20 protein-coding genes are annotated in these 26,073 nt (G+C 71.5%); 7 read left to right on the forward strand and 13 right to left on the reverse strand.

Features of this window, described 5'->3' with window-relative positions; all coding sequences use genetic code 11:
- Positions 1-6: 6 nt before the first annotated feature.
- Together ABT137_RS28220 and ABT137_RS28225 are read right to left on the reverse strand one after the other, a co-directional pair.
- Entirely contained in the window at positions 7-3,243 is a 3,237-nt protein-coding gene (locus tag ABT137_RS28220; RefSeq protein WP_351713714.1) for a type I polyketide synthase, read from the reverse strand.
- Between the two features lies 1 nt (position 3,244).
- A complete protein-coding gene (locus ABT137_RS28225) occupies positions 3,245-8,350 on the reverse strand; it encodes an acyltransferase domain-containing protein (RefSeq protein WP_351713716.1) in 5,106 nt (1,701 codons plus the stop codon).
- A 676-nt stretch (positions 8,351-9,026) separates the two neighbouring features.
- Between ABT137_RS28225 and ABT137_RS28230 the strand changes: the two genes are divergently transcribed.
- Complete coding sequence (locus ABT137_RS28230) at positions 9,027-9,350, forward strand: hypothetical protein (protein ID WP_351713718.1); 324 nt, start codon at positions 9,027-9,029, stop codon at positions 9,348-9,350.
- A 32-nt stretch (positions 9,351-9,382) separates the two neighbouring features.
- Positions 9,383-9,664 carry a hypothetical protein gene (locus tag ABT137_RS28235; RefSeq protein WP_351713720.1) on the forward strand — a complete coding sequence of 94 codons (282 nt, stop codon included), beginning with the start codon at positions 9,383-9,385 and terminating at the stop codon, positions 9,662-9,664.
- A gap of 72 nt (positions 9,665-9,736) precedes the next feature.
- Here the strand turns inward: ABT137_RS28235 and ABT137_RS28240 are convergent, their stop codons facing one another.
- A complete protein-coding gene (locus tag ABT137_RS28240; RefSeq protein ID WP_351713722.1) occupies positions 9,737-10,447 on the reverse strand; it encodes a cation efflux transmembrane domain-containing protein in 711 nt (236 codons plus the stop codon).
- The gene (locus ABT137_RS28245) at positions 10,447-10,782 is read right to left on the reverse strand and encodes an ArsR/SmtB family transcription factor (protein ID WP_351713724.1); all 336 of its coding nucleotides are present in this window, start codon (positions 10,780-10,782) and stop codon (positions 10,447-10,449) included. Before ABT137_RS28245 ends, ABT137_RS28240 begins: the two co-directional genes overlap by 1 nt.
- An 85-nt stretch (positions 10,783-10,867) precedes the next feature.
- Between ABT137_RS28245 and ABT137_RS28250 the strand changes: the two genes are divergently transcribed.
- Positions 10,868-11,065, forward strand: coding sequence for a hypothetical protein (locus tag ABT137_RS28250; protein WP_351713726.1), 198 nt, complete (start codon positions 10,868-10,870; stop codon positions 11,063-11,065).
- 36 nt (positions 11,066-11,101) lie between these two features.
- Here the strand turns inward: ABT137_RS28250 and ABT137_RS28255 are convergent, their stop codons facing one another.
- Together ABT137_RS28255 and ABT137_RS28260 are read right to left on the reverse strand one after the other, a co-directional pair.
- On the reverse strand, positions 11,102-11,920 hold the full coding sequence (locus ABT137_RS28255; RefSeq protein WP_351713728.1) for an alpha/beta fold hydrolase: 819 nt from the start codon (positions 11,918-11,920) through the stop codon (positions 11,102-11,104).
- A 68-nt stretch (positions 11,921-11,988) separates the two neighbouring features.
- Positions 11,989-12,654: a DUF4097 family beta strand repeat-containing protein gene (locus ABT137_RS28260; protein WP_351713730.1), complete on the reverse strand. Its 666-nt coding sequence runs from the start codon at positions 12,652-12,654 to the stop codon at positions 11,989-11,991.
- Between the two features lie 232 nt (positions 12,655-12,886).
- On the opposite strand from ABT137_RS28260, the gene ABT137_RS28265 reads away from it, so the two are divergent.
- Positions 12,887-13,642 carry a GbsR/MarR family transcriptional regulator gene (locus ABT137_RS28265; protein ID WP_351713732.1) on the forward strand — a complete coding sequence of 252 codons (756 nt, stop codon included), beginning with the start codon at positions 12,887-12,889 and terminating at the stop codon, positions 13,640-13,642.
- 131 nt (positions 13,643-13,773) lie between these two features.
- On the opposite strand, the gene ABT137_RS28270 is transcribed toward ABT137_RS28265, so the two are convergent.
- The 4 genes from ABT137_RS28270 to ABT137_RS28285 all read right to left on the reverse strand — a co-directional run bounded on the left by ABT137_RS28270 (position 13,774) and on the right by ABT137_RS28285 (position 19,621).
- On the reverse strand, positions 13,774-15,744 hold the full coding sequence (locus ABT137_RS28270; RefSeq protein ID WP_351713734.1) for a potassium transporter Kup: 1,971 nt from the start codon (positions 15,742-15,744) through the stop codon (positions 13,774-13,776).
- A 341-nt stretch (positions 15,745-16,085) separates the two neighbouring features.
- Complete coding sequence (locus ABT137_RS28275; protein ID WP_351713736.1) at positions 16,086-16,607, reverse strand: hypothetical protein; 522 nt, start codon at positions 16,605-16,607, stop codon at positions 16,086-16,088.
- Positions 16,608-17,051: 444 nt separating this feature from the next.
- The gene (locus ABT137_RS28280) at positions 17,052-18,431 is read right to left on the reverse strand and encodes an amidohydrolase family protein (RefSeq protein ID WP_351713738.1); all 1,380 of its coding nucleotides are present in this window, start codon (positions 18,429-18,431) and stop codon (positions 17,052-17,054) included.
- Positions 18,428-19,621 carry a M20 family metallopeptidase gene (locus ABT137_RS28285; RefSeq protein ID WP_351713740.1) on the reverse strand — a complete coding sequence of 398 codons (1,194 nt, stop codon included), beginning with the start codon at positions 19,619-19,621 and terminating at the stop codon, positions 18,428-18,430. The genes ABT137_RS28280 and ABT137_RS28285 overlap by 4 nt, the downstream gene beginning before the upstream one ends.
- A gap of 108 nt (positions 19,622-19,729) precedes the next feature.
- Between ABT137_RS28285 and ABT137_RS28290 the strand changes: the two genes are divergently transcribed.
- Entirely contained in the window at positions 19,730-20,338 is a 609-nt protein-coding gene (locus ABT137_RS28290) for a TetR/AcrR family transcriptional regulator (protein ID WP_351713742.1), read from the forward strand.
- Between the two features lie 81 nt (positions 20,339-20,419).
- On the opposite strand, the gene ABT137_RS28295 is transcribed toward ABT137_RS28290, so the two are convergent.
- Together ABT137_RS28295 and ABT137_RS28300 are read right to left on the reverse strand one after the other, a co-directional pair.
- Positions 20,420-21,436, reverse strand: coding sequence for an extracellular catalytic domain type 2 short-chain-length polyhydroxyalkanoate depolymerase (locus ABT137_RS28295; RefSeq protein ID WP_351713744.1), 1,017 nt, complete (start codon positions 21,434-21,436; stop codon positions 20,420-20,422).
- Positions 21,437-21,646: 210 nt separating this feature from the next.
- Positions 21,647-23,185 carry a long-chain-fatty-acid--CoA ligase gene (locus ABT137_RS28300; protein WP_351713746.1) on the reverse strand — a complete coding sequence of 513 codons (1,539 nt, stop codon included), beginning with the start codon at positions 23,183-23,185 and terminating at the stop codon, positions 21,647-21,649.
- A 170-nt stretch (positions 23,186-23,355) separates the two neighbouring features.
- On the opposite strand from ABT137_RS28300, the gene ABT137_RS28305 reads away from it, so the two are divergent.
- Both ABT137_RS28305 and ABT137_RS28310 read left to right on the forward strand, forming a co-directional pair.
- Positions 23,356-24,003 (forward strand): TetR/AcrR family transcriptional regulator, encoded by a 648-nt coding sequence (locus ABT137_RS28305; protein WP_351713747.1) that lies wholly within the window; start codon positions 23,356-23,358, stop codon positions 24,001-24,003.
- A 42-nt stretch (positions 24,004-24,045) separates the two neighbouring features.
- Entirely contained in the window at positions 24,046-25,542 is a 1,497-nt protein-coding gene (locus tag ABT137_RS28310) for a carboxylesterase/lipase family protein (protein ID WP_351713749.1), read from the forward strand.
- A 263-nt stretch (positions 25,543-25,805) separates the two neighbouring features.
- On the opposite strand, the gene ABT137_RS28315 is transcribed toward ABT137_RS28310, so the two are convergent.
- Positions 25,806-26,060, reverse strand: coding sequence for a hypothetical protein (locus ABT137_RS28315; RefSeq protein ID WP_351713751.1), 255 nt, complete (start codon positions 26,058-26,060; stop codon positions 25,806-25,808).
- Positions 26,061-26,073 lie beyond the last annotated feature (13 nt).

Below are 26,073 nucleotides of genomic sequence, written 5' to 3' on the forward strand. Positions count from 1 at the left end.
CTTCGCCTAACCCTCACTGTCGATTTCCGCGTTCAGCAGAGAGATGAGTTCTTCTTCCGACAGGCCTTCGGCCTCGGCGAGATCCAGTGCCTCCACGTCCCGGGCCTCGGGGGCGGGCACCGTGACGGCCTCGGGAACGGCCCCGTCCCCGCCCTCGTCCTCGGGAGCGGCCACCTCGGCCAGGTGCCGGGCGAGCGCGTTGACGGACCCGTGCTCGAACATGACCGTCGCCGGGATCTGGATGCCGACGGCGGCGACGATCCGCTTGTGCACGTTCGTCGCCATGAGCGAGTCCATGCCGAGCTGGAAGAAGCCGGCGTCCGGGTCGAGCTCCCGGGGGTCGAACTCCAGGGCCGTGGCCACCAGGCCGAGGACGAACTCCGCGGCGGCCGGCACCCGTTCGGCCGGCGGCAGGGTACGCAGTCGCCCGCCGAGCCCGGCATCGGCGGAGGCGCGGCGGCGCTGCGGCGCGGCCGGTTTCGGCGCCTGCGCCACGGCCCGGGTGTCGCGCTCGCGGTACCAGAGCCGCTCGTGCTGCCACTGCTGGGGTACCAGCGGCACCGCCTGGGCGACCGGACCGAGCAGCGTGTCGAAACGTATCGGCAGGCCTGCGCAGTGCAGCGCCGCGGCGCCCAGCAGCAGGGGTTCCCCGGCCGCCGGGCCCGAGTTCGGCGCGGGCACGGCCAGCCCCTCGACCCCGGCGTCGCTGAGGGCCCGCTGGAGACTGCCGGCGAGCGGCTGGCCCGGGCTCAGGTCGACGAACAGGCCGGCGCCGAGGCCGAGCGCGGTCTGCGCCGCGTCCCAGAAGCGGACCGTGCGCCGCATGTTCTCGAACCAGTGCTCGGGCCCGAAGTCGGTGCCTTCGCGGACCTGTCCGGTCACCGTGGAGACGATCTGCGGACCGGCCGGCCGCGGAGTCAGCCCGGACAGCACGTCGAGCAGTCCCTCGCGCATCGCGTCCATGGCCGAGCTGTGGGTCGCGACCGCCTGGCTGACCAGCCGTGACGGGACGTTCTCCGCCTTCAGCTCGGCCGCCGCCTTCTCCAGCGCGTCCTGCGGGCCGGCGAGCGCAGCGGACAGCGGCCCTTCCGACGAGGCCACCACGAGCCCGTCGTGACGCCGGACCAGATCGGCGAGCCGGTCGGCCGACGCGGCCACCGCGAGCATCCCGCCGTGGCCCCGCCGTGCCTCGACGGCGGCGCTCTGCGCGCAGATCACCCGGGCGCCGTCGACGCGGTCGAGCACCCCGGCGAACCGGGCCGCGGCCGCCTCACCGAACCCGTGCCCGATGACGGCCTGCGGGCGAACCCCCAGCTCCGTCCACCAGGCGGCCAGGCCGAGGGTGATCGCGTACCGCACCGGCTGCACCAGGTCGATCCGCTGCTCGTCGTCGATGCCCTCGATCAGGTCGTGGATGCTCCGGCCGAGCCACGGGCGCAGGGCGTCGTCGCAGTCGTCGAGCGTCTCCCGGAAGGCGGGGCTCTCCTGCGCCAGCCGCCGCGCGGTCTCCGCCCAGCCGCCCTGGGCGTGCGCCGAGAAGGCGAACACCGTGCCGTTCGGCACGTCGGCGGCCCGCCCGCTGGTCACACCGGGGGCGAAGCCGGACTCCGACCAGTCGCCGAGCCGCTCCGCCGCCTCGCGCGCGGTGCGGGCCACCACGGCGAGGCGGTGCTCCTGGTGGGTGCGCCGGACGGTCGCCGTGTGCGCGACGGCCCGGTACTCCGCGTCGCCGGCCGGGGCCCCGTGCAGGAAGTCCTGGTGCGCCGCCGCGGTCGCGGCGAGGAGCTCCTCGGTGCGGGCGGACATCGCCACGACGTACGGGGGCGGCGGGGCAGGCGCGGCCTCGGGTGCGGGCGCCGGTGCCGGGCCGAGGATCGCGTGCGCGTTCGTCCCGCCGGCGCCGAAGGAGCTGACCGCCGCGTGCCGGAAGCGGTCGGGCACCGTCCAGTCCTGAGCCCTTTCGGCGATGGCCAGCCGCGTGCCGTCCAGGTCGATGTTCGGGTTGAGGCGGTCGAAGTTCAGATTGCCGATGATCCGGCCGTGCTTGATGCACAGTGCGGCCTTCACCAGCCCGGCGAGTCCCGCGGCCGACTCCAGGTGGCCGATGTTGGTCTTCACCGAGCCGAGCAGGCAGGGCGGCGCCTCGTCCGCGCGCCCGTAGGTCGCCGCCAGCGCCTCGACCTCGATCGGGTCGCCGAGGACCGTGCCCGTGCCGTGCGCCTCGACGAGGGTGATCTGGTCCGGCTGGAGGGCGGCGGACTTGAGCGCCTGGCGGATCACCCTCTGCTGGGCCCGGCCGTTCGGGGCGGTCTGACCGTTGCTCAGCCCGTCCTGGTTCACCGCGGTGCCGTTGATCACCGCGATGACCGGGTCGCCCGCGGCCACCGCGTCGCTGAGCCGGCGGAGCGCGACCGCGACCACGCCCTCGCCGCGCGTGTATCCGCTCGCGGCGGCGTCGAAGGTGCGACATCGGCCGTCCGGGGAGAGCGGCATGCCCTTGGCATGGGCGACCGCCACCGAGGGGGACAGGATCAGGTTCGCACCGCCGACCACGGCCAGGTCGCTCTCGCCGCTGCGCAGGCTCTGGCAGGCCAGGTGCACCGCGACGAGCGAGGAGGAGCAGGCGGTGTCCACGGTCAGGCTCGGACCGTTGAGGTCGAGCAGGTAGGAGAGCCGGTTCGCGATCAGCGAGTTGGTGCCGCCGGTGATCGTGTAGGTGTCCGCCCAGGACGGGTCGGCGACCTGGAGCTGGAGGTAGTCGGCGGAGTTCACCCCGACGAACACGCCCGTCGCGGTGCCGGCGAGCGTCCCCCGGGAAAGTCCGGCCCGGTCCAGCGCCTCCCAGGCGACCTCCAGGAACAGCCGCTGCTGCGGGTCCATCCGGGAGGCCTCGCGCGGCGAGATGCCGAAGAAGTACGGGTCGAACTCGTCGACCCCGTCGACGAAGGCGCCGTATCGCATCCGCATCCGGCCGGGCGTCTCCGGGTCGGGGTCGTAGTAGGAGTCCCCGTCCCACCGCGAGGCGGGGATGGGCGTGATGGCGTCCACGCCGCCGGAGAGCAGGTTCCAGTAGTCCTCCATGGACCGGACGCCGCCGGGCAGGCGGCAGCCGATGCCGATGAGGGCGATCGGCTCGCTGCGGGTGCGCTCCAGCTTCTCGATGCGTTCCCGGAGGCGTGCGACGATGCGCGCAGCGTCGGGCGCCGACGCGGGCCGAGCCGCGACGGTGGGGGAATCGGTCATGTCAGAGGTCCTCTATGCGTGCTTCGAGGAGTTCGAGCTCCCGCAGCAGGCTGTCTGCGTCGTCAGCACCGGGCTGGAGCACGGATCCGTCGGGTGAGCCGGGCGGCAGCGGTTCGGGCGGCCGCTGCGCGTCGCCGTCGTGCCGCGGCGTGTTCAGCCCGGCCTTGTCGATGAGGTACGGCACGAGCTCCTGGACCGTCGGGTAGTTGAAGGCGAGGCTGGACGACAGCTTCACGCCGAACTTCCGTTCCAGCCTCTTTCGGAGCTCGACCGCCATGAGCGAGTCCATGCCGAGCTCGCGGAACGGCTGGTCGACGCGGAGACGCTCGGGGCTCGTGTCCACGATCCGTGCGACGGCCGTCCGCACGACGGACTCGACCTCGGCCGTCGGGTCGTCCGCCGTGAGCGGCTCCGGCCCCCTCTCGTCGGCCGCCGCGGGCCGCGCGGACTGCGGGGCCCGCGCGAGGCCTCCCGGTTGCGCGGCGGGTGAGGCGATCCGCAAGGTGTCGGACCGGTGCACGCGCAGCCCGCGGAGCTCCATCAGGTCTCCGCCGGTGGCGTCCAGCACCCGCACGTCGGCCAGGGTGCCCCCGGCGCCGTCCGCTTCGAGCCGCACGTGCACGGAGACCGTGCCCGACGGCTTGCCGGAGAAGGAGATCGAGTCGGCTCCCTCGACCACCACCACACCCGTACCGCCCGGGTCGCCGCCGAGGACGGCGGCGGTGGCGGTCTGGAAGGCGGCGTCGTAGACGGCGCGCGGCAGTCGCGTGCCCGCCATCGCGAGGTCCTGTGCCGTGAGCGTGGCCTGCGCGACCGCACCGCCGTCGAGAGGCCGGAAGGCGGTCACCCGCCGGTACTCCGGACCGCACTCGACGCCGTGGTCGGCGAGCAGCCGGTAGAAGCCGTCCTCCGTGAGGGCGTCCGGCGCGGAGAGCTCTGTGTCGTGGCGCAGGGGACCGTGCCCGTCCGGCGCACGGTCCTCGGCCCGGAACACGGCCTCGGCGAGCAGGACCGGGGTCGCGCCTCCGCGGTCGAAGACCCGGAAGCGGGCGCCGCCGCCCTCCTCGGCCAGCACCGACTGCACGAGCCGCGGCCGTCCGGCCTCCGGCGCGAGCGCGGAGGCGAACAGGAGGTCGCAGACACCGAGTTCCGTCCCCGGCATCACCTCGTCGACCGCCGCAGCGGCCAGCGCGAGGTAGGCCGATGCCGGCACCACCGCGGTGCCCCGGACCCGGTGGTCCGCGACCTCCGGGATCTCCGCGGACAGCCGCGTCTGCCAGTAGTGCACCCCGGGTTCGACCGCCGAGTCGAGCCGGGCGCCGAGCACCGGACCCGTACCGGCCGCGTAGCCGGAGCGCGCCTCGCGATCGGCACCGGACAGGCCGGGAATCGGGAAGTGCTCCCGCTGCCAGGGGTACGCCGGCAGGTCCGCCTGACGACGGGCGCCGGGGCGCAGCGCCGCGCTTCCGTCGACCTCGACACCGGCGAGATGGGCGGCGCCGAGCGACCGCAGCATGACCGCGCGCCCGTCCTCGTCGCGGCGCAGCGACGGGACGACCGTCACCCGCCGCCCGGCGTGCGCGGCGGCCTCGTCGATCGCGGTGGTGAGGACCGGGTCCGGGCTGATCTCGACGAAGAGGGTGTTGCCGTCGTCGAGCAGCGACCGGACACCGTCCGGGAACGCCCCGGGCTCGCTGAGGGTGTCGCACCAGTACGCGGCGTCCATGCCGGAGCCGTCGACGCGCTGGTTCAGCGCGGTCGAGTGGATCGGGACCCGGCCGGCGGCGGGCCGGAGCCCGCCCAGCTCCGCCCGCGGTTCCTCCGGCGGGCCGTCCGGCAGAACAGTGCCCAGGCAGGTGATCCGCAGGCCGTCGTCCAGGGTGAGCGCCCCGCTCGTGCACGCCGCCGCCACCTCGCCTGTGCCGTGGCCGATCACCACGTCCGGCTCCACTCCCCAGGACCGCCACAGCTCGGCGAGTGCCACCTGGACGGAGAAGAGCAGCGGCTGGACGAGACCGTTCGGCTGCCCGTACGCCACGGTGGAGTCCAGCTCCTCAAGGAGCGAGCGGCCGAGCAGCGGCGCCGCCTTCGCGTCGCACTCGCGCAGCACCGCCGCGAACACCGGCTCCTCGGCCAGCAGGCTACGGGCCGTGGCGGGCCACTGCGAGCCGGGACCGGGGAACACGAACGCGGTCCGGGGCCGGCCGGCCGCAGGCTGCTCGGAGACCCCTGCGGCCTCCGCGTCGCCGCCCCGGACGAGCCGCTCCAGGTCGGCGGCCAGGCCGGGCAGATCGCGCCCGACCGCGGCGAGCCGGTACGGGAAGGCGGTGCGGCGAGCGGTGGCTCGGCAGACGTCCGCCGCGGTGGTCTCCGGCGTGGCCGTGCGCAGCGCGCGGGCCGTCTCCCCGGCGTACTGGAGCAGCGCCTGCGGACTCCGCGCGGAGAGGGTCAGCAGATGCGCCGTCCGTTCGTCCCGCGCCTCCGGCTGCCAGCCGAGCGCCCGCAGCGCCGCGAGCGCGTCGGAGAGTCCGCCGCGCGGGTCGCCGCGCCGCATGGTGCCGAGTGCGACAGGGGTGCGGTCGTCGCGGGGGGCGCCGGCTGCGGCCTCCTCGGTGAGCTGCCCCAGCGCGTGCAGCAGCACGGCATGGGCGGTGATCTCCAGGAGTACCGAGGCGCCGTCGGTCATCGCCCGGCGTACGGCGTCGTCGAACCGAACCAGGTGGCGGAGGTTCTGCGCGAAGTAGGCGCCGTCGACCTCACGCCAGTCGAGCGGTTCCGCGGTGACCGAGGAGATCATCGGGATCCGCCCCGGGCGCGGGCGCAGCTCGCCGATGTCGCGCACCAGTTCCTCGATGACCTGCTCGATCGCCGGGCCGTGCCCGGCCACGTCGACGTCGATCATGCCGGCCTGGGCGCCGGCCGCCCTGGTCTCGGCGACCAGCTCTTCGAGCCGGGCGCGGTCGCCGGAGATCACGGTGGAACGCGGCCCGTTGCACGCGGCCACGGTCACCCTGTCGTCGTCGCCGACGAGTGCGTACGCCTCGGCCGCCGTGTACTCCAGCGCGGCCATGCCGTGGTCGGGGCGGGCCATCTGGTACTGGTACCGGCTGTAGTGGTAGACGAGCGCTGTCGCCTGCTCCACGTCGAGGATTCCGGCGATCACGGCCGCCGGGATCTCGCCGATGCAGTGTCCGACCACCGAGGCCGGGCGCACGCCGTGGTGCTCCAGCAGGCGGGCCAGGCCGACCTGCACGGCGTACAGCAGCGGCAGGACCACGTCCAGGCGCTTCCTGGACTCCGAGCCCGTGGCGAGCTTCTCGGCCAGGGACCAGCCGGCCAGCGGGACGAAGTAGCGGTCGCACTCCTCGACCGCGGCGCGGAAGACCGGCTCCGCGCGCATCAGTTCGACGCCCATCTCCGGGTACTGGTGGCCGTGCGGAGAGCAGACGAAGAGGATGTCCGGGTTCGGCCCGTCCGCGAGTGGGGCGGTGGACTGCCCGACCGGCTCCGGGGTGCCCGCCGGGGGCAGTTCACGGAGCCGGGGCTCGTCGCGTCCCTCGAGAACGACGTGCACGTTCGTGCCGCCCCAGCCGAAGGCGCTGACTCCGGCGAGCGGGCGCGCGTCCTGCGGCCAGGCCTCGTTCTCGCGCGGGACGCGCAGGCGCATGCCCTCGAAGTCGATGTGCGCGTTCGGGATGTCGAAGTGCGGGTTCGACGGGATCCGGCGGTGCCACAGGCAGAGCGCCGCCTTCATCAGCCCCGCGATGCCCGCGGCGCCTTCGAGGTGGCCGATGTTCGCCTTCACCGAACCGAGGACCAGGTCGGGCGCGTCCTCCTGCCGCCCCACGGTGAGCACCGCACCGAGAGCCGAGGCCTCGATCGGGTCGCCGAGCGCGGTTCCCGTGCCGTGCGTCTCGACGTACGCGACCTCACGCGCGTCGACCGCCGCCGTCTCGTAGGCCCGGCTGATGACTTCCTGCTGGGCGACCGGGTTCGGCGCGGTCAGGCCGTTGCTCTGCCCGTCGTTGTTGGCGGCCGACCCCCGGATCACGCACCAGATCCGGTCGTTGTCGGCGAGCGCGCGCGACAGGGGCTTGAGGACGACGACGCCGCAGCCCTCGCCCCGGCCGAAGCCGTCGGCACGCTCGTCGAAGACCTTGCACCGGCCGTCCGGCGCCAGAGCGCCGAAGCCCTGCAGCGCCTCCGTGGTCCGCGGGTCGAGGAGCAGGTTGACCCCACCGACGACGGCCACCTTCGACTCCCCGGTGGCCAGGCTCTGACAGGCGAGGTGCACGGCCAGCAGCGAGGACGAGCACGCGGTGTCGACGACGAGGCTCGGACCGCGCAGCCCGAGTGCGTACGAGAAGCGGTTGGCGATCATGTTCAGGGAGCGCCCGCTCGCCAGGTAGGCCGAGGCCGGGCCGTCCGGCGCCGCGCCGAGGTCGGCGTAGTCGTGCCAGATGGCGCCGACGAACACGCCGGTGCGGCTGCCGGCGAGGCTGCCGTCGCCGAGCCCGGCGGCGTCCAGCGCCTCCCAGGCCACTTCGAGGAAGAGGGACTGCTGCGGATCCATCTCCTGCGCCTCACGCGGGGAGATACCGAAGAAGAGCGGGTCGAACCGGTCGACGGGGCCGCGAAGATAGCCGGCTTCACGCGGCCCGGACGCGGGCGTGAGCCGCCCCGGCGGTACGGGTCCGGTCAGGTCGGCGCCGTCGCTGAGGAGTTGCCAGAACTGGTCGACGTCATCGGCGCCGGGGAAGCGGCAGGCCATGCCCACGACGGCGATGGGCTCGCCGCTCACGGGTGCCCCGGAACCCTCCGTCCCGCCCAGGGCCGTCGACTCCGGTGCCGGTGCGCCGAGCAGCCGCGCGACCAGCCGCTCGACCGTCGGGCATTCCCACGGGAGCGTGGCCGGAAGCTTACGGCCCATCAGTTCGCCGAGCGCCTCGACGAATCCGACGGCCTTGAGCGAGTCGAGTCCATAGGCGGAGAACACGATGTCGTCGCGTAGAACAGCGGAATCCATGCCGAGCCGGGCGGATAATTCGGCGCGCACCGCAGCGGCCAGGTCGGCAGACTGATGATCGGCCGACTTTGTCGCTTCCATTCAGAGCTACCCTTCCCCCGAAAGGTTAACCGGAATATTAAAACTGCTTTTGTGCGACCTCGTTCGGCTCACCAAATAAGGGCGAGAGCCAATACGACCTGAAGAGGGGGGTGTGCAACACTGCCGTTACATAAGTGGCTGTGGCCGTCCCTTGATCCCCTGAAATTTGAATTCCCCGCTTTGAACCGTGACCCGACTGACCCTTGCAGGCCCCGCGTCGGCTTGTCAAGCTCCTTTACTCGAGCATGGGAGCGGCCCGCTGCACTCTGGCACCGAGGCCAATTCCGCTTAGATTCGCCGAGGGTGGGCCTGCAAAGTGGCTGGCAGGAGCTTGACGGCGGGTGGCCTGGAGTGGCCGGATGTCGTGGCCCGGAGCGACGTCGTTCGCGGAGGCTGCCGGGACCACTCCGCTTGATCACGTGTGGGGTAGGTCCGGTGGCGCGGGAATCATCGATTCCGGTCCCTGCCTCCCCCAGTGCCGGCAGCAGCTCGCCGGCCGCGGTCCCGGCCGCGATCCCGGCCGGGTCGAGGACGGTGGCGGGCAGGTGGATCCAACAGCTCACCGACGGGGCATCGCATCGACGAGGAGACGGTCCAAGCGGTGCTTCGGGCATCGGGGCTTTCCTGACCGTAGAGCAGAGAACCTCCTGCACTGCCGGCGAGCAGAAGCGCGATCATGGGTGGGGTCAAGCTCCTGGAGGGCTACGACCTGGCACGACGCATCAGGTCGGCCGGCGAGCGAATGGACCGGGTGAGCCTCGACCCGGCCGGCCGACAGCCGCAGAACTTCGACGCGCCCCTCCACCTGGAGCACGCGGCACTGTTCCGGGAGGGCCTGGACCTGCTCACCGACGCGGCGCCGACACGCCGGGCCCCGCTCGAAGAGATGGTGGCACTGGCGGAGTTCCTCGCCGAGCGCCTGCCCGCACCGCGGGACGATTGGCACGCACACCGGGAGGGACTACGCGCCTCCGGGAAGCTGCCGCCTTCCGGCTCATAGCCCCTCACCACCCCGACGGCACGGAGAGTTCCATGACGACCGAGTCCAACCCGTCCTACCAGTCCGATGTGGCCGCCCTGCGCGAACGCGTCGATCGCGGAGACGCGGACGCCGCCGACGAGTTGATCGAACTGGCCGCGGAACAAAGCGACATGGAGGAACTGCGGCGTCTCGCGGAGACCGGCAACTCCACCGCGGCAGACCAGCTCATCGAACTCGCCGCCGAACAGGACGACCTCGCCGAACTCCGGCGTCTGGCGGACCAGGGCAACACCACCGCCGCCGAGGTTCTCGACGAGCTCACGGACGAATGACCCGAGTCCGGCCTCGGTGTGACCTCCGGCGGAAGTCGGCCGATCCACCCGCCCGAACCGCAGGTCTCCAGGTCAGTCGCAGCAGTCGCGGGCGGCATGGCAGCCGCACGTGTCACCGTCCTTCTTGGCGGCGGGGATGTTCGCGCTGGAGGGGGCACAGCAGCCCTTGCCCTGCCAGGTGTCGCGGCCTTCCCTGATGGCGATGGCCGCAATGACGAGGCCGGCGGCGGGATCGGCCCAGGACCAGCCGAGGGTGGCGTTGAGGACCAGGCCGACCAGGAGTACGGCCGAGAGGTAGGTGCACAGCAGAGTCTGTTTGGAATCGGCGACCGCGCTGGCGGAGCCCAGTTCGCGGCCTGCGCGGCGCTGGGCGGCGGACAGGAAGGGCATGACGGCCAGGGAGAGGGCGGCGAGCACGATGCCGGGGACGGAACGTTCGGCCTCGCCGGTGCCGGTCAGGGCGCGTACGGCGTCAACGCCGACATAGGCGGCGAGCAGGAAGAACGACACCGCGATGATCCGCAGGGTCCTCCTCTCGCGGGCCTCGCGCACGGCGTGCTCGCGGGCGGAGAACTGCCAGGCGACGGCGGCGGCCGAGGAGACCTCGATGACGGAGTCGAGGCCGAAGCCGATCAGGGCGGTGGAGGAGGCGAGGGTGCCGGCGGTGACGGCGACCACCGCCTCGACGACGTTGTAGGTGATGGTCGCGGTGACCAGCAGCCGTATCCGGCGGGTGAGGGCGTCCCGGCGGGCCGGGGCGGGGCCGAGGGATATCGCGGTCATCAGCAGCACCCCTTTTCGTCGGCGTCTGGGCAGGTGCGGTCGGTCTCGACGGCCACCACGGCGTTGCGCAGGTCGTCGAGCGCGTGGCCGAGGCGGTCGTCGGCGAGCTCGTAGCGGGTGCGGCGGCCGGCGGGCACGGTCACGACCAGACCGCAGTCACGCAGGCATGCGAGGTGGTTGGACAGTCGGGTGCGCGAGACCCCGAGGGCGTCGGCGAGGTCGGCGGGGTAGGCCGGGGCAGCCCGCAGGGCGAGAAGGATGCGGCAGCGGATCGGGTCGGCGAGCGCGCGGCCGAACCGGGCCAGCACCTCGACGTCGGAGGCAACAGTCAGCACAAACACGACGGTACATGGAATCCTGAATTCAGGAAACCATGTACTGAGACTGAGACTGAGCCGCCGGCCAACTGTCGCCGCAGATGTGCCATCCATCCCCGAACGTCGCGTTCAGGGATCAGCGATCCAGCGGATACCGGCGCGGACCGTCTTCCCGGGCGAGCACCGCAGCCTCATCGCGCTCTGCCGCTACAGCTCCACCGCGCCCGTCCCGCGCGAAGGGCTGGTCGCCCTGCGCGGTCCGGACGCGGTCGAGGCGGACGGTGATGACGGACGGCGGTAGCGAGAACGCGCGGTCGCCAGCCCGCTGGTCATGTCTTCAGCGTCCCCCTCGGTCGAGGGCGGCGACCTCGCGCACGGCCTCGGCGACGGCCGGGAAATCCTTCTTCAGGATCGCGTCGTGATTGCTGGCGACCTTCGCGCTGAGCCGGAGGTTCGGGTTGCGCTCAAACACCTGGTCGAGGCCGGCGCGGATGCGTTCCTGCTCGTCGCCCTTGCTGCCGAGGGACGCCCCCGAGGCAAGCACGTAGCGCACCGGCACAGTGATGCCGTCCAGCACCGGGCCCAGTTCACGCTCCCGGGAGATCCTGCCGAGCTCGATGTTGCAGTCCGCCATCTCCCGGGGGGTCATCCGCGGGGTCAGGCCCGTGGGGCGCAGCAGCGGCAGGAACCAGCCCATGCGCCGGAACATCTTCCGGATCCGCTGCTCCATCGCCTCGTCCAGCCAGTCGTACGGTTCCGCGCCGTCGACCAGGACCGCACCCAGGCAACGCTCCGGATTCCGGTGGGCCCAGTGCGCCCCGACGAACGCCCCGTAGGACCAGCCCACCACCAGCGCCCGGTCCACGCCCCTGGCCGCGAGCACGGCGTCGACGTCGCGGACGGCGGCCTCGAAGGAGTAGTCCGCCGAGCGCTGCGACTTCCTGCCGCGGGCCCGCTCGTCGTAGGTGATGTGCCGCCATTCCGGGCCCAGTTCGGCGACGACCCGCCGCCAGTAGCCCTGCGTGGCGAACTGGCCGTTGAGGTAGACGACCGGGACGCCGGGACCGCCGGTGTCGGTGACGGCCAGGGCCGTGTCGTCGACCCGCACCATGCCGGTCCACGTCGAACCGGCCGAGGAAGTGCCGTTCTTCGTCATGTCGTTGTTCCCCCTGATCGTGTGAGCTGTCGGGTACGGCTGATACGGGCCCTGCGCGTGCTGTCTCCTCAGAGGCTGCGGGCGGTGATGTCGCCCCGGGAGGTGGTGGCACGGATGTCGAGTTCGGCGGTGCCGTCGTTCTTGAGGGAGTTGCTGACGCGGCCGTAGTCGGTACCGGCGTCCAGAGCGGCCGAGACGCCGGCGGCCGCGCCGACCGAGATGTCGCCGTCCTGGGTGCGGAGTACGACCGTGCCGCGGGTCGCCTCGTTGATCCGGATGTCGCCCCGTGCGGTGCTGATCTCCGCGGGGCCGCCCAGCCGGCCGATCTCGACATCGCCGTCGAGCGCGGTGAGGCGGACGGCCGCGGCCTCGTCGATCTTGACCTGGCGGTACGCGCCCTCGAACGCGATGTCACCGAGGCGTCCGACCCCGCGGAGCTGGGCGCCGGCCGTCTTGGCCTCGACGCGGGAGCCGGCGGGCAGCTTGACGGTGACCTCCAGGGATCCGGACGGGCCGAAGAGCTGGTTGCCGGAGGCCGCGGCGGTGATCCGCAGGACGCCGTCGGCATAGGCGACGGTGGTCTGCTCGGCGGTCTTGGTGTCGCGGTTCCTGGCGGGATTGGCGGGCAGGACCTCGACGGTGGTGTCGGTGCGGTCCGCGGCGATGAACTGGATGCGTCCGGCGGGGATGTCCAGGACGGCGGAGATCGGGGCGGGGGTGTCGAACTTCTGCATCGTTCTCTCCTGTGACTCGCTGTTTCCGATGAAAGAAAAGCTACGTTGCATTCACTAATTCGACAACAGTCCCATTGCATTAAATCACCATCGTTGCAGTACAGAGGCGCAAAAGTGTTGCATTGACCTTCGAGTTAAAGGCAACGATGACCAAGGGTCCGTTGCAATGAATTGAGGATGAAAGCTACGCTGGGGACGACAGGAACCACCGAGGGGCACGAAGGAGACCGCGATGCCGGGAGGCAGGCTCACCCAGCAGGAACGTCAGCAGATCGCGCTGGGACTGGCCGACGGCCTCGCCTACGCCGAGATCGCCAGACGCCTCGACCGTCCGACCTCGACGGTCACGCGCGAGGTGATGCGCAACGGCGGCCCCACCGACTACCGCGCCGACCTGGCCCACCGCGCCACCGAACGCCGCGCCCACCGACGCAGGCGGACGGCGCCCCGAGGGACCGCGGCGCCCTTGCCGGCCCACGGACGCGACCCCGAGGCCGTGCGCGAGTACGAGGAGACTCTCACCACCGTCATGATGGCCTCGGGCATGACCACGATGCCCGCCCGCGTCATGGCCTCCATCACGCTCACCGACACCGGCAGCCTCACCGCGTCCGAACTCGTCGAGCGCCTGAAGGTCAGCCCGGCGTCCGTCTCCAAGGCGATCGCGTTCCTGGAGAGCCAGGGCCTCGCCCGCCGGGAACAAGGAGAGGGCCGCCGCGAGCGCTACATCGTCGACGACGACATCTGGTACCAGTCGATGATGGCCAGCGCCCGCTCCACCGCCCAGGTCGCGGAGACCGCACGGCAGGGCATCGGCGTCCTCGTCCCCGGCACGCCGGCCGCCACCCGCATGGAGAACGTCGCCCGCTTCCTCGACTTCGTCAGCGAGAGCATCGCCCGCGCCGCGGAACAGGCCCGCGAAGTCCTCCACACGAAATCCGGGACGACCTCGAACGACACCGACCGGCCAAGTCCGGACCACGGATAGACAGCCGTGTCGACGGTCACGATCCGTTGCTCCCCAACCCCCGGTCCGACCTTGGTCTCTTCCTCATCTGCGGCGTGGTGACGGCGTGGCCGGGGGGCCGGTCCGGTCTCGGTGCGGAAGGCGGCGCTCGCCTACACCTCGATGTGCGAGCCCATGATGACCGTCCGGTCGCGGGGCAGGCCGAAGTACTCGGCGGCGTCCGCGGTGATGTAGGACGTGGCGATGAACAGGCGCTTGCGCCAGGGCGCCATCGTCGGCGCCTTTCCGCGACGGAGCTCGATCGTGGACAGGAAGTAGGACGCCTCGTCGAGTTGCAGCGGCCCCTCGGTCGAGGCCGGGTCCAGCGCCGCCAGGACGCCGGGCACGTCCGGTGTCTCCATGTAGCCGACGTGGGCGGTGACGTGGACGATCCCGTCGTCGGCGTAGCCGAGGCCGTCGACGGTGATCCGCTGGTCGGCCGGGACGCGGGGAATGGGTTCGGTCGTGATGGCCAGGATCACGACGTGGTCGTGCCGTACGTGGTTGTGTTCGAGGTTGGCCCGCATCGCCAGGGGCGCGGTCTGCTTGCCGCGATTGAGGAAGACGGCCGTGCCGGGCACGCGGAGCGTCGTCGCCTCCTTGGCACGGAGTTCCTCGATGAACTCGTCCAGCGGGCCCTCGCGCCGGGCCCGTTCGGCGGTGACGAGCTCGCGGCCGCGCTGCCAGGTGGTCATGACGGTGAACACGGTGAGGCCGATCAGGAGCGGCAGCCAGGCGCCGTGGACCAGCTTGGTCAGGTTGGCGGCGACGAACAGCAGATCCACCGTCAGCAGCAGCGCGGCGCCGGTACCGATGAGCCAGCGCGGTGTGCCCCACTTGGCGCGGGCGACGTAGAAGAACAGCAGGGTGGTGATGGTGATCGTGCCGGTGACCGCCATACCGAAGGCGAAGGCCAGCGCCGCGGAACTGCGGAACGCGAAGACGAGGGTGAGGACCGAGACCATCAGCAGCCAGTTGATCCAGGGGACGTAGACCTGGCCCACGGCGGACTCGGAGGTGTGCGCGATCCGCAGCCTCGGCAGGTAGCCCAGCTGTGCCGCCTGGGAGGTCACCGAGTACGCGCCGGTGATCACCGCCTGGGAGGCGATCACCGTGGCGGCCGTGGCCAGCAGGACCATCGGCCAGCGTCCCCAGTCCGGCACGAGCAGGAAGAACGGGCTGCTGATGTTGCCCGGGTCGGCGAGGATCAGCGCGCCCTGGCCGAGGTAGCTGAGGACACACGCCGGGAAGACGAGGAACAGCCAGGCGCGCGTGATCGGGCGCCGCCCGAAGTGCCCCATGTCGGCGTAGAGCGCCTCGGCGCCGGTGACCGCGAGCACGACCGCGGCCAGGGCGAAGAAGGCGGTCCCGAAGTGGCCGTACAGGAAGCCCGCCGCATAGGTCGGCGACAGGGCCTTGAGGATCTCCGGGTGGTCGGCGATGCCGACGACACCACAGGCGCCGATGGCCAGGAACCAGGCGATCATGATCGGCCCGAACACCCGGCCCACCGCCGCGGTTCCTCTGCGCTGCACCAGGAACAGCACCACGATGATCACCGCGGTGATCGGCACGACCGCGTCGCCCAGTGACGGCTCGACGACCTTCAGGCCCTCGACCGCGGACAGCACGGAGATCGCCGGTGTGATCATGCTGTCGCCGAAGAACAGCGACGCGCCGAAGATGCCCAGGGCCGCCAGGATGCCGGCGGCCCGCGCGCCGCGCTGTCCGCTCCACCGGCGCAGCAGGGTGATCAGCGCCATGATGCCGCCCTCGCCGTCGTTGTCGGCGCGCATCGCGAGCAGGACATAGGTGACCGTGACGATGATCATCACCGACCAGAACACCAGGGACACCACCCCGTACACGTTCTCCGTGCTGACCGGGACGGGGTGCGGGTCGCCAGGGTTGAACACCGTCTGGAGGGTGTAGATCGGGCTGGTCCCGATGTCGCCGAACACCACACCGAGCGCCCCGACCATCAGCGAGAGGCGGACCGCGGCCCGCGGGTCCGGAGCATGCGGCCCTGACAGCCCCGCTGCTGGTCCTTCGTCCGAGCCGGTCGGGTGCCGATGGCTGGTCATGTCGATCCTCCTCGGCGCAGGCCGGCTGCCGGGCATGTCGTGCGGGACGATACAGGTCCGGCGCACACCTCCCGACAGCACACCCCGCACGCCGGTTCCGGGTTCGGCACGATGCCACAGAGGTCCACGCGTCACACCTGGTCCGAGGCGCGACGGTAGTCACCAACAAGAGGTTTCGAGCAGCGGCTTCGGGGCGGCAGAGCACGGCAGCTGTCACAAGATGTGCGTCCCGTCTGTCGCCTGGGCACAGGAAGCAGGGTTGTTGTCAGCTTCTTCGGCCCGTTCGTCTCCGCCGATGCGTCACCGGGGTGTGCGACCGGTACGGCACCTACCACTGCGCGTCACAATTGACGGGCCCTGGCCACCGCCTCGCGTACTCCACTGGGGGTCCGTGGCCGCTGCGTTACCAGCAGTTCGACCGCCCGGCCCAACCAATCCGAGTCGGCGAGCCTGTTCGCCTCGCCTTCGTCGGCGGTCTGCCTGAGCAGTTCCTCGAACAGCACCAGCTCCGTCGAGTCGTACCAGTGGGGGTGGCGGTCGAAGGAGGCCAACCAGTTCTCGTACGGGTGTCGCAGTGTCATGTGCAGATATCCACGTCCACGCCCCTTCCAGGGGCCCGGCAACCCGCCCAGCAGTGCCAGCACACCGTACGAGCCCTTCTGGGGATACTTGGCGCCCAGCGTGAAGCCGATCAGCATGACCCTGGGCCAGGGAATCAACTGCCCCTCGGACTCGCCCGTGAATTGATACAGCCCCTCGGGGCGCAACTCCAGCCACGTGCCGCCCGGCCGTAGGTGATCGCCCAGGATCCAGCGGCCATTGACTCGTTCCAACGGCCCCAGAGCACTGCGTATGCCACTCATCCGCTCAGTGTCCTTCATTCATGAGGGTTCGTCAGGCTGCCGGCGGATCAGGGGCGCAGGCGAGGACAGCACCACCGGATCCAGCGAGAATCTCGTCTACTCCCTGGGCTCCGGCGAGCCCGCGCTCAACCGCCAGTACACGGCGGGCCCCTGCGGCGGCGCCCCGTCCGGACTGCTGATCGACGACGTACCCGACCCGAAGGACAACACCCAGGGCTGCGCCGACTCCCGCACGAACGACGGCAAGTTCACCCTCCAGCTCGGGGACAACTTCACCTACCAACGCAGTGACGGCAGTTGGCGGGTCACCGGCGACATCGCCCCCATCGACCTGCACCAACTGGGCGCCGGCTACGACGGACACGCCTGGTTCACCCACGCCTACCCCGGCAGCGTCTTCACCGTCATTCACGCGCTGCGCGGCGAGCCGGACCAGGCCGTCGGTCAGAAGGCGAAGTCGGTCGTTCTCAGCACCCGCCTCGAGCCGACGCGCCCCAGCAGCGCCGGCAGCGGTCTGCGCAGTCGGCGCCGGTCGGCGGCGAGGGCTGCGTCCAGGACAGCGCGGGTGTAGAGCCGCCCGCGCGTTACGACTGCCTTCAGTCCGTCGTACGGATCGGTGCGCGAGGTCGGATCGGCGTCGTAGAGGAGGAGGTCGGCGGGTGCGCCGGGAGCGAGGGTCCCGAGCGCGGGCTCTCCCAGGCCGGGGCCCAGGGTCCGTCCGGCGTCGCTGGTCGCCATGCGCCACACCTCGGGGGCGGGAACGCCGGCCTGGGAGAACAGCCTCATCTCGGTGTGGAGCGCCTGACCGGGAATGGTGAACGGCTGGCTGTCCGTACCGAGGCGCAGCGGTACGCCCGCGCTGTGCATGAACCCCACCAGGCGCAGTTTGAGGCGGAGGCTGTGGGCGACCAGGTCCAGGCGGGCACCGTCGATGCCCCGGTACACCGGGAAGCCGTGCTGCGGATGCCAGAGCCGGTCCGCGTACAGCGGGGGCAGCATGCCGGTCTTCGGGTCGCGCCGGGCCGCGTCGTAGTCGCGGTAGCTGAGCAGCGCCTCGGTGGCGACCAGGGTCGGGGTGTGGACCAAACCGTGATCGAGACTGTGCCGGACGACCTCCTCCAGGCGCCGGTCGGTGACGCCCTGCCAGTCCGTGGAGCGGCACAGTACGGTGTCCGCACCCAGGTCACCGGGATCGGCGACCCCGAAGAAGTGCTGTGCGTCGGGAAGAAGGGTCTGGTCGTGACGCAGTGCGGTCGGCACATGGCCCAGCACTCCGAGGCCGCGCCGTTGGGCCTCGGTGACGAGGGCGGCGATGTCGGCGATGCCGAGACCCTCGTACGACTTGATCCAGCGGTGCCCGGCGTCGGCCGCTCGCGCCACGATGTCCGCGGCCTGTCCGGGCCCCGTCATCTGCACGCTGTTGGGCCAGCGCGTGCGGCCCCGGGTGACGAACGACCCGGCGGTCGACAGGCGCGGCCCCGGATGGCCGCGTTCGATCGCCTGCCGGGCGGCGTCCCCCGAGGTGCCGTCGGCGTCGCCGGCGTCCCGGATGGTGGTGACGCCGTGGGCGATGTTCAGGAGAAGGACGGATTCGGTGAGGTGGAGCGGACTCTTCGGCGGCAGGTGGGTGTGCATGTCCACGAGCCCCGGCACCACGTACGCGCCCCGGTACTCCTCGAGAATCCTGCCCCCGCCGTCGGCACGGGCCGCGATGCGGTCGCAGCGTATCTGCAGCTCGGTGTGGGGGGTGGAGAACTCGGCGGGCTGGACAAGGGTGACGTCCGGCAGGGTGAACGGGCCGGTGAGCCCATCGGGCGGGTTCACCGGCCCGTCTCCCCTGCTGTGGCGGAGCCGAAGGAGGCGGCCGTCAGCCGGGCCCGCAGTTCCGGGACGAGCGCGGCGTCGACCGCCGTGCCGGCCAGTGCCGCGGCACCCTCCCGGATGGCGCGGTCGGCGACGGGCGTGACGGTGTGCGCGGCGAAGTCGGCCTGGTGCGGTACGGCCGGGAAGGAGTCCAGGCCGAGGCTTGGCTGGATCGCCGGGACGACATGGGAGACATTGCCGAAGTCGCTGGCGCCCGCGGCCCGTCGCACCAGCGACGGGTCGAGGTCGGGGAAGGTGCGGCCGACGGCGATGGCGTTGACCTTGTAGAGCGCGAGCAGTTCGGCGTCCTGACGCTGTTCGGCGTACGGCGGGTGGTAGGGGCGCAGTTCCATGGAGGTGCCGCTGGCCAGGGCACCGGCCTGGAAGCAGTCGCGCACCCTGGCCTCCAGCGCGTGCAGTTCGCCGATGTCGGCCGCCCTGACCATGTACTCGGCCGTGACCTGGTGCGGAATGACGTGGGGTGCGTCTCCGCCGTGGCGTACGACGCCGTGCACCCGGTCCGTGGATCGCATCTGCTGGCGCAGGAGTCCCAGCGACACCTGGGCGGTGGTCAGGGCGTCCAGGGCGTTGAGCCCGTTCTCGGGGAACATCGACGCATGGGACTCGCGCCCGCGGTACTCGACGTCGAAGTGGGACATGGCCAGCGTCACGGTCTCCGCCACGTCCAGCGGGCCGGGGTGAGCCATGAGCACGGCATGGATACCGTCGAAGGCACCGCGTTCCAGCATCAGGATCTTGCCTCCGCCCAGTTCCTGGGCCGGGGTGCCGATCACCTTGACGGTGAGTCCGAGCTCGTCGGCGACCGCGGCGGCGGCGATGGCGGCTCCGGCCGAGGTCGCCGCGATGACATTGTGTCCGCAGGCGTGCCCGATGCCCGGCAGGCAGTCGTACTCCGCGTCGAAGGCTATCCGCAACGGGCCGGAGCCATAGGTCGCGACGAACGCGGTGGGCAGGTCGCACACGCCTCGCTCGACGGTGAAGCCCGCCTCGACGAGCAGCTCACCCAGCCAGGCGGAAGCCTTGTGCTCCTCGAAGCCCGGTTCGGGGTGGTCGTACATGGCGTGACTGAGGCCTACGAGGGTGGCGTGCGCGGTGTCGAGCCGCTCGGCGATGCGCTGTTTCAGGTCCATGGAAATCCTTCGTCAAGACATCATTGAACCGATCGGTTCAATCACTGCATCGCCCAGCCTAGCCAGGCTTTGAACCGATCGGTTCACGCGGTCGATATGATGTATCTCATGGACGACAGTCATGACAGGGCGGAAGCCGTACGTGCCCGACAGGAGCCGCGCAGGCGCGAACTGCTCGATGCCGCGATGGCCTATGTGATGCAGCACGGGCTGGACGGCCTGTCCATCCGTCCGCTGGCGGCGGCCCTGGGGATCGGGCACAGGACGCTGCTCTACTACTTCGGCAGCAAGGAAGAACTCATCGCGGAGATCTTCCTGGCCTTCCGCGCCCACGACCGGCATGTGCTCGACGTGAACTCCGCAGTACTGGTCTCCGCCGAGCCGGGCCGTGCGATCGGGGCGGTCTGGGACGCCATGTCGGCCCCGGAGCAGTCGGGCTACTGGCGCTTCTTCTTCGAGGCGTACGGCCATGCGGTGCGCGAGCCGGAGCGCTACCGGGACTTCCTCGACGGCATCGTGCTCGACTGGCTCGCACTGATCGGTGACCACCTGGTCGCGGCCGGCGTCGCCGACCGGGAGCGCGCCTCCGCCCTGGCCACCCTCACGCTCGCCGCCTTCCGCGGGCTGCTCCTGGACCTGGTCGCCACCGGCGACCGCGACCGCACTTCGGCAGCCGCCCGTGCCTTGGCGGAGACACTGATCACGGCACGCCCCTGATCGGGCCGCCGCACATCCCGCTCCGGACGTGCGGTACCCGCAGCGCAGGGTGCGCGCTGCGGGTACCGCCGGTGGTGGAGCTCAGGCGCCCAGGGCGTGGACCATGTTGACGATGGCGGTCATCTGCGGTGCGCTCTGTACGGCGTAGTCGGATCCGAGGTAGCCGAACCAGTCCCAGCAGCCCTGCGGGTTGACCGGCCAGACGCTGGAGACGGCCTGCGGGTAGAGGACGACCAAGTTGTTGGTGTCGGCGTAGGTGTCGAGGTTCCCCTTCTCCGCGAAGGCCGTACCGAGAAGCTGCTGGGCGGACAGGCAGCCGTGCAGGGCCACCACCAGCTTGCAGGGAGCGCCGTTCGCACAGGCCGGCGGAACGTAGAGCTGCCCGGTGGAGTCCATCGACAGGGCACGGGCCGAGCCGCCGGGAGCGTAGGCGTTCTGGTCGAAGTGCGTGAGGGTGCCCTCGGGGGTGCCGGTGTTGCGTGGATTGACCCCGCCGAGCCAGGTGGTGAGCATCTCGCGCTGAGGGTCGTTGTGACAGTCGTTCAGGAACGGCGGCAGGGTGAGGGCGCAGGGGACGACGCCGTCGGGGGTGGGCCACGAGTGTCCGGCCGGGTCCGAGTCGTGGTAGGTGACGTCGGCGCCGAAGTGCCGGTAGAAGTCGACGCCGGCCCGGGAGACCAGCGGGTTGACCACCGGGTCGAGGTAGCCGTGGTACGTGTAGACCGGCTTGCCCCGCAGGTTCGCGACCGGGTCGATGCGGCCCTCGGACGCCCAGTCCTCGGCCTGCCGCTCCAGGTCGTCGACGCCCAGGCCGAGGTCGCAGGTGACGAACTTGATCACATGCCCCTGCCCGCAGTCGTACGGCCCGGCGGCGAAGACGCCGGCGCCGTCGAAGGTGCCGGAGTAGGCGACCTGGAGCTGGGTCGCCATGAAGCCGCCGGAGGAGACGCCGGTGACATAGGTGCCGGTGATGTTCAGATCCGGCAGGGTCGGCGTGGCCGCCCGGGCCGACACGGCCGGGCCGACCGCCGCGAGGGCGAATGCGACCCCGAGGGCGGCGAGGGCCTGCGCCGCCCTGCGCAGGGAGCGAAATCTCATGGAGCACACTCCGTTGTGTTGGGAAGGGAGGACCGCCCCTGTGGACGGTCTCTTACGGGGGCACGGCGGCGAAAGGACGGGAAGGGTCCTGCCGTCCGGCCCGGAGCGCCCCGTGCCGGACGGCCGGGCGGGGCCCGGCCGAGGGCACAGGAGCGGGGGACGCGGACACGGGTGGGCCGGTGAGCGCGGGCACCGCGCACACCGGCCGGATCAGCCGGGCTCGTCGGCGGGGTCCGCCGACACCGTGATCGCGCGTTTGAGGATCTTGCCGGTCGGCCCCTTGGGCAGGTCGGCGATCCGGACGAGACGCGGGTACTTGTACGGGGCGACGCGGGCGCGGACGAAGTCGCGCAACTCGTCGGGGGTACTGACGGCGCCGCTCCGGAGGGTGACCACGGCGGCGACCTCTTCCCCGTGGGTGGGGTGCGGAACGCCGACCACGGCCGCTTCGGCGACCGCGGGGTGCTCGTAGAGAACCTCCTCGATCTCACGGGGATAGACGTTGAAGCCACCGCGGATGATCAGGTCCTTCTTCCGGTCGACGACCCGGAAGAGGCCGTCCGGGTCGCGGACGCCGATGTCACCGGTGCGTAGCCAGCCGTCCACGATCGTCTCGGCGGTGGCCTCGGGGCGCCGCCAGTACCCCTTCATGACGTTGTGTCCGCAGACCGCGATCTCGCCCGGCTCGCCGTCCGGGAGCGGGCGGCACCGGTCGTCCTGGATCCGCATCCGCACGCCCTCGATCGGCGTGCCGATGGTGCCGGGACGGCGGGGGCCCTCGGGGTGGTTGAAGGAGGCGACCGGCGAGGTCTCCGAGAGGCCGTACCCCTCCAGGACGGTGCAGCCGAAGGCCGTCTCGAAGCCGTGCAGGACCTCGACCGGCAGGGCCGCGCCGCCGGAGATGCACAGACGCAGCGACGACGTGTCGGCCGTCCCCGGTCCGCCCCGGGCGAGCAGCGCGGCGTACATGGTCGGCACGCCGAGGAAGACCGTCACGCGGTCGCGCTCGATCAGCGCCGGCACCTCGGCGGGGTCGAACCGCGCCAGCAGGGTCAGACAGGCACCCGCCGCGACGGCACAGTTCAGGCCGACGACCTGGCCGAAGGAGTGGAACAGCGGCAGGCCGCCGAAGATCACGTCGTCCTCGCCGAGCCGCAGCAGGGTGCGGGCACAGACCTCGGTGTTGCGCGTGAGGTTGGCGTGGGTGAGTTCGGCGCCCTTGGGGGTTCCGGTGGTGCCCGAGGTGTAGAGGATGACGGCCGTGTCCTCGCCGGCCCGGTCCGCCACCTCGGTCACAGGCTCGTGCGCCGCCCACAGTTCGCCCAGGCCTACGGGGCCGACCACCAGGTGACGGGTACCGCAGTCCGCGGCCGCCGCACGCCCTTCGGCCGCGTGGTCCTCCCAGGTCAGCAGCAGCGCCGCGCCCGAGTCGGAGAGACAGTGGCGGACCTCGCGCGCCTTGAGCAGCGGGTTCATCGGTACCGCCACGGCGCCTGCGCGCAGGACGGCGAAGTAGAGGACGGCAAAGGCCGGGACGTTCGGCACCATCAGCCCCACCCGGTCGCCGGGGTTCACGCCGTGGTGCCGCAGCACGGCCACCGTCCGTGACGAGCCGTCCTCCAGTTCGGCGTAGCTGAGGGTCTCCTTGCCCAGGCGCACGGCGATCCGCGCGGGGGCGCGTTCCGCGCTCGCGGTCAGCAGGGTTGCGAGGTTCGCCGGCTCGGCAGGGCGGGTGGCGGAACGGCTCACGGGCGGGCTCCTCCAGTGATCGCGGCCGACTGCCGGAGCGGACAGCACGACCAGGCTTCCAACCAATCGATTGGTTGTTTCAGGGGCGTTGCGAGACACCATCCGGCTTCTGGGTTACGGTGTCAACCAATCGATTGGTTGGAAATCTCGCCGAGCCTTCAGGAGCAGCCGTGGAACTTCCCGACTGGGAGCCCCGCCGGGTCGTCGCGATGGGGGCGGTTCTCCCCGAGGGCGTCACACCGCCGGGCACCCGGGGCAGGATCCTCGAGGCGGGTCTGGAGCTGTTCGCCGAGTCCGGCTTCGCCGGCGCCTCGATCCGGCAGATCGCGGGCATGGTCGGCATCAACTCCGCGACCCTGTACGCGCACTACCCGTCCAAGGGGAACGTGCTGGCCGAGCTGGTGCGCATCGGCCACGAGGAGATGCGCACCCGGCTGACGGAGGCGGCCGACGGCACCCGTGACGACAGCGCCGCCCGGCAGTTGGCCGCCCTGGTCCGTGCTCATGTGCTGCTCCACACCGACTATCCGCTGCTGGCGGTGGTCACCAACAGCGAACTGCACGCCCTGTCACCCGAACTGGCCGCGCCCTCGCTCCGGTTGCGCGAGGAATGCCGCCGCCTGCTCGCCGACGTCCTTGAACGCGGCATCGAGAACGGCGAGTTCGAGCTCGACGATCCACTGCTGGCGGTCACCGCGATCGGCGGCCTCGGAGTACAGGTCGCGCAGTGGTTCGGCCCCGCCCTCCAGCGCACCCGCGAACAGGTCGCCGAACAGTACGCGCAGTTCGCGCTGCGCATCGTCAGCGCCGGTCACTGAGCGAACCGGCTCCCCGTACCCCCTCCGCGCGAAGGAGTGCCCATGCAACCGGTCCTCGCGACCCGCCACGGCCTGGTCCGCGGTGTCACCGGTCCTGCCGGGATCGCCGGCTTCAGGAACATCCCCTACGCGGCCGCTCCCACCGGGCCGTTGCGCTTCGCACCCCCGCAGCCGCCGGCCGCGTGGGACGGGATCCGTGACGCCGACGCGTACGGCCCCACCGCGCCTCAGGCACCGTACCCGCCGCCGATGGACCGCCTGCTCCCCGAGACACTCGTCCCGGGCGACGACTTCCTCAACCTCAACGTGTGGACCCCGGAACCGGCCGGACGGCTGCCGGTCCTGGTCTGGGTCCACGGTGGGGCCTTCAGCAACGGCTGCGGTTCGCTCACCGGCTACGACGGCACCGCGTTCGCCCGCGACGGCATCGTTCTGGTCACCCTCAACTACCGTCTGGGCGTGGAGGGTTTTCTGCACCTCGGCCCCGGCGACCCCGCACGGGCCAACCTGGGACTGCTGGACCAGATCGCCGCGCTCGAATGGGTCCGCGACAACATCGCCTCCTTCGGTGGCGACCCCGACCGCGTCACCGTGTTCGGCCAGTCGGCCGGCGCCATGAGCATCGGCGCCCTGCTGGCCATGCCTGCGGCCAAGGGTCTCTTCCACCGCGCGGCGCTGCAGAGCGGAGCGGCCCATCACGCGCTCGTTCCCGAGAGCGCTGCCCTGGTCGCCGCCCGCCTCGCGGCGATCCTCGAGGTACCGCCGACCCGGCCCGCCCTCGCCGCCGTACCCGTCGACCGACTGCTGGCCGCGCAACTCCGGCTCCGCGGCGAGATCTCCGCCCGCCCCGACCCGGCACTGTGGGGTGAGGTCGCACTCAACCTGATGCCCTTCGAACCGGTGGTCGACAACGACACTCTTCCCTGCGCACCGATGGACGCGATCGCCGCGGGCGCGGCGGCGGGTGTCGACATCCTGGTGGGCTGCACCAGCGACGAGTTCCGCCTGTTCACCGTGGTCTCCGGGCTGAGCGCTCTGGTGACCGACGAGCTTGTGGAACGCACCGCCGCCGCGTATGGCCTGCCGCCCGGCAGCGGCGTCGCCGCCTACCGCGCCGCCGTCCCCGGAGCGAGCCCCGGTGAGGTGTTCACGGACATCGCCACCGACTGGTTCTACCGCCTGCCCGCGCTGCGCCTGGCCGAGGCCCAGGCGCGCCACGGTGCTCGCGCCTTCGTCTACGAGTTCGCCTGGCCCTCCCCCGCCTTTGACGGCGCGCTGGGCGCGTGCCATGCGCTGGACGTCCCCTTCGTCTTCGACAACCTGGCCGACCCGGCCTTCGCGCCCCTGCTCGGCGACCACCCGCCCCAGGCGATCGCCGACAGCATGCACGCCGCCTGGGTCTCCTTCGCGGCCACCGGCAGTCCCGGCTGGCCCGCCTACGATGCTCCGCGGCGGACCGTCCGCCGCTTCGCGGCGACGTCGGCCACGGATCATGACCCGCGCCGCGGTCTTCGGTCCCTGTGGGACGGTCTGCGCTGAGAGCGCGCGCCGTCCGCCTTCGCGCGGCCGGACTTCACGTCGTACGGGTCGCGAATTTCGCGAGCAGTTCGGCGTACTCGCCGAACAGCAGCCCCTTCCTGCGGGCGTTGCGGGCCGGGGCCCCCGGTAGCCGACGATCGTCTCCAGGATCGGTGTGCCTTCGCCCGAGGTCGTACGGATGTCCTCGCGTACCGAGCCGTGCATCAGGGTGGCGGAGGGGGTGGAGCCGTGGAGGAAGGCTCCGGCCATCTGGAGGTAGGGGTTCACCTGCGGCTTGACGACTTGAAGTTCTTGCTGATGCGCTCCGTGCCCTTGATGGCGGACTCGTCGGTGCGCGTGGGCACGATCGGCGTGCGGGCGGCAGCGAGCACCGGTTGCTCAAGGGCGTCCGGCTCGAGGGCGTCGTAGCGCCGGGGCTCATGCCCGACTGGCCGGCCCACCGAAGCACGCCCCACACGCGCCCCGGTACGCGAAAACCACAGGTGAGACACACGGTGCGCGCCTGCGAAGCGCTCCACGCGGTGGATCCGC

This window comes from Streptomyces sp. NPDC001980, assembly GCF_040296885.1.
Taxonomy (GTDB): domain Bacteria; phylum Actinomycetota; class Actinomycetes; order Streptomycetales; family Streptomycetaceae; genus Streptomyces.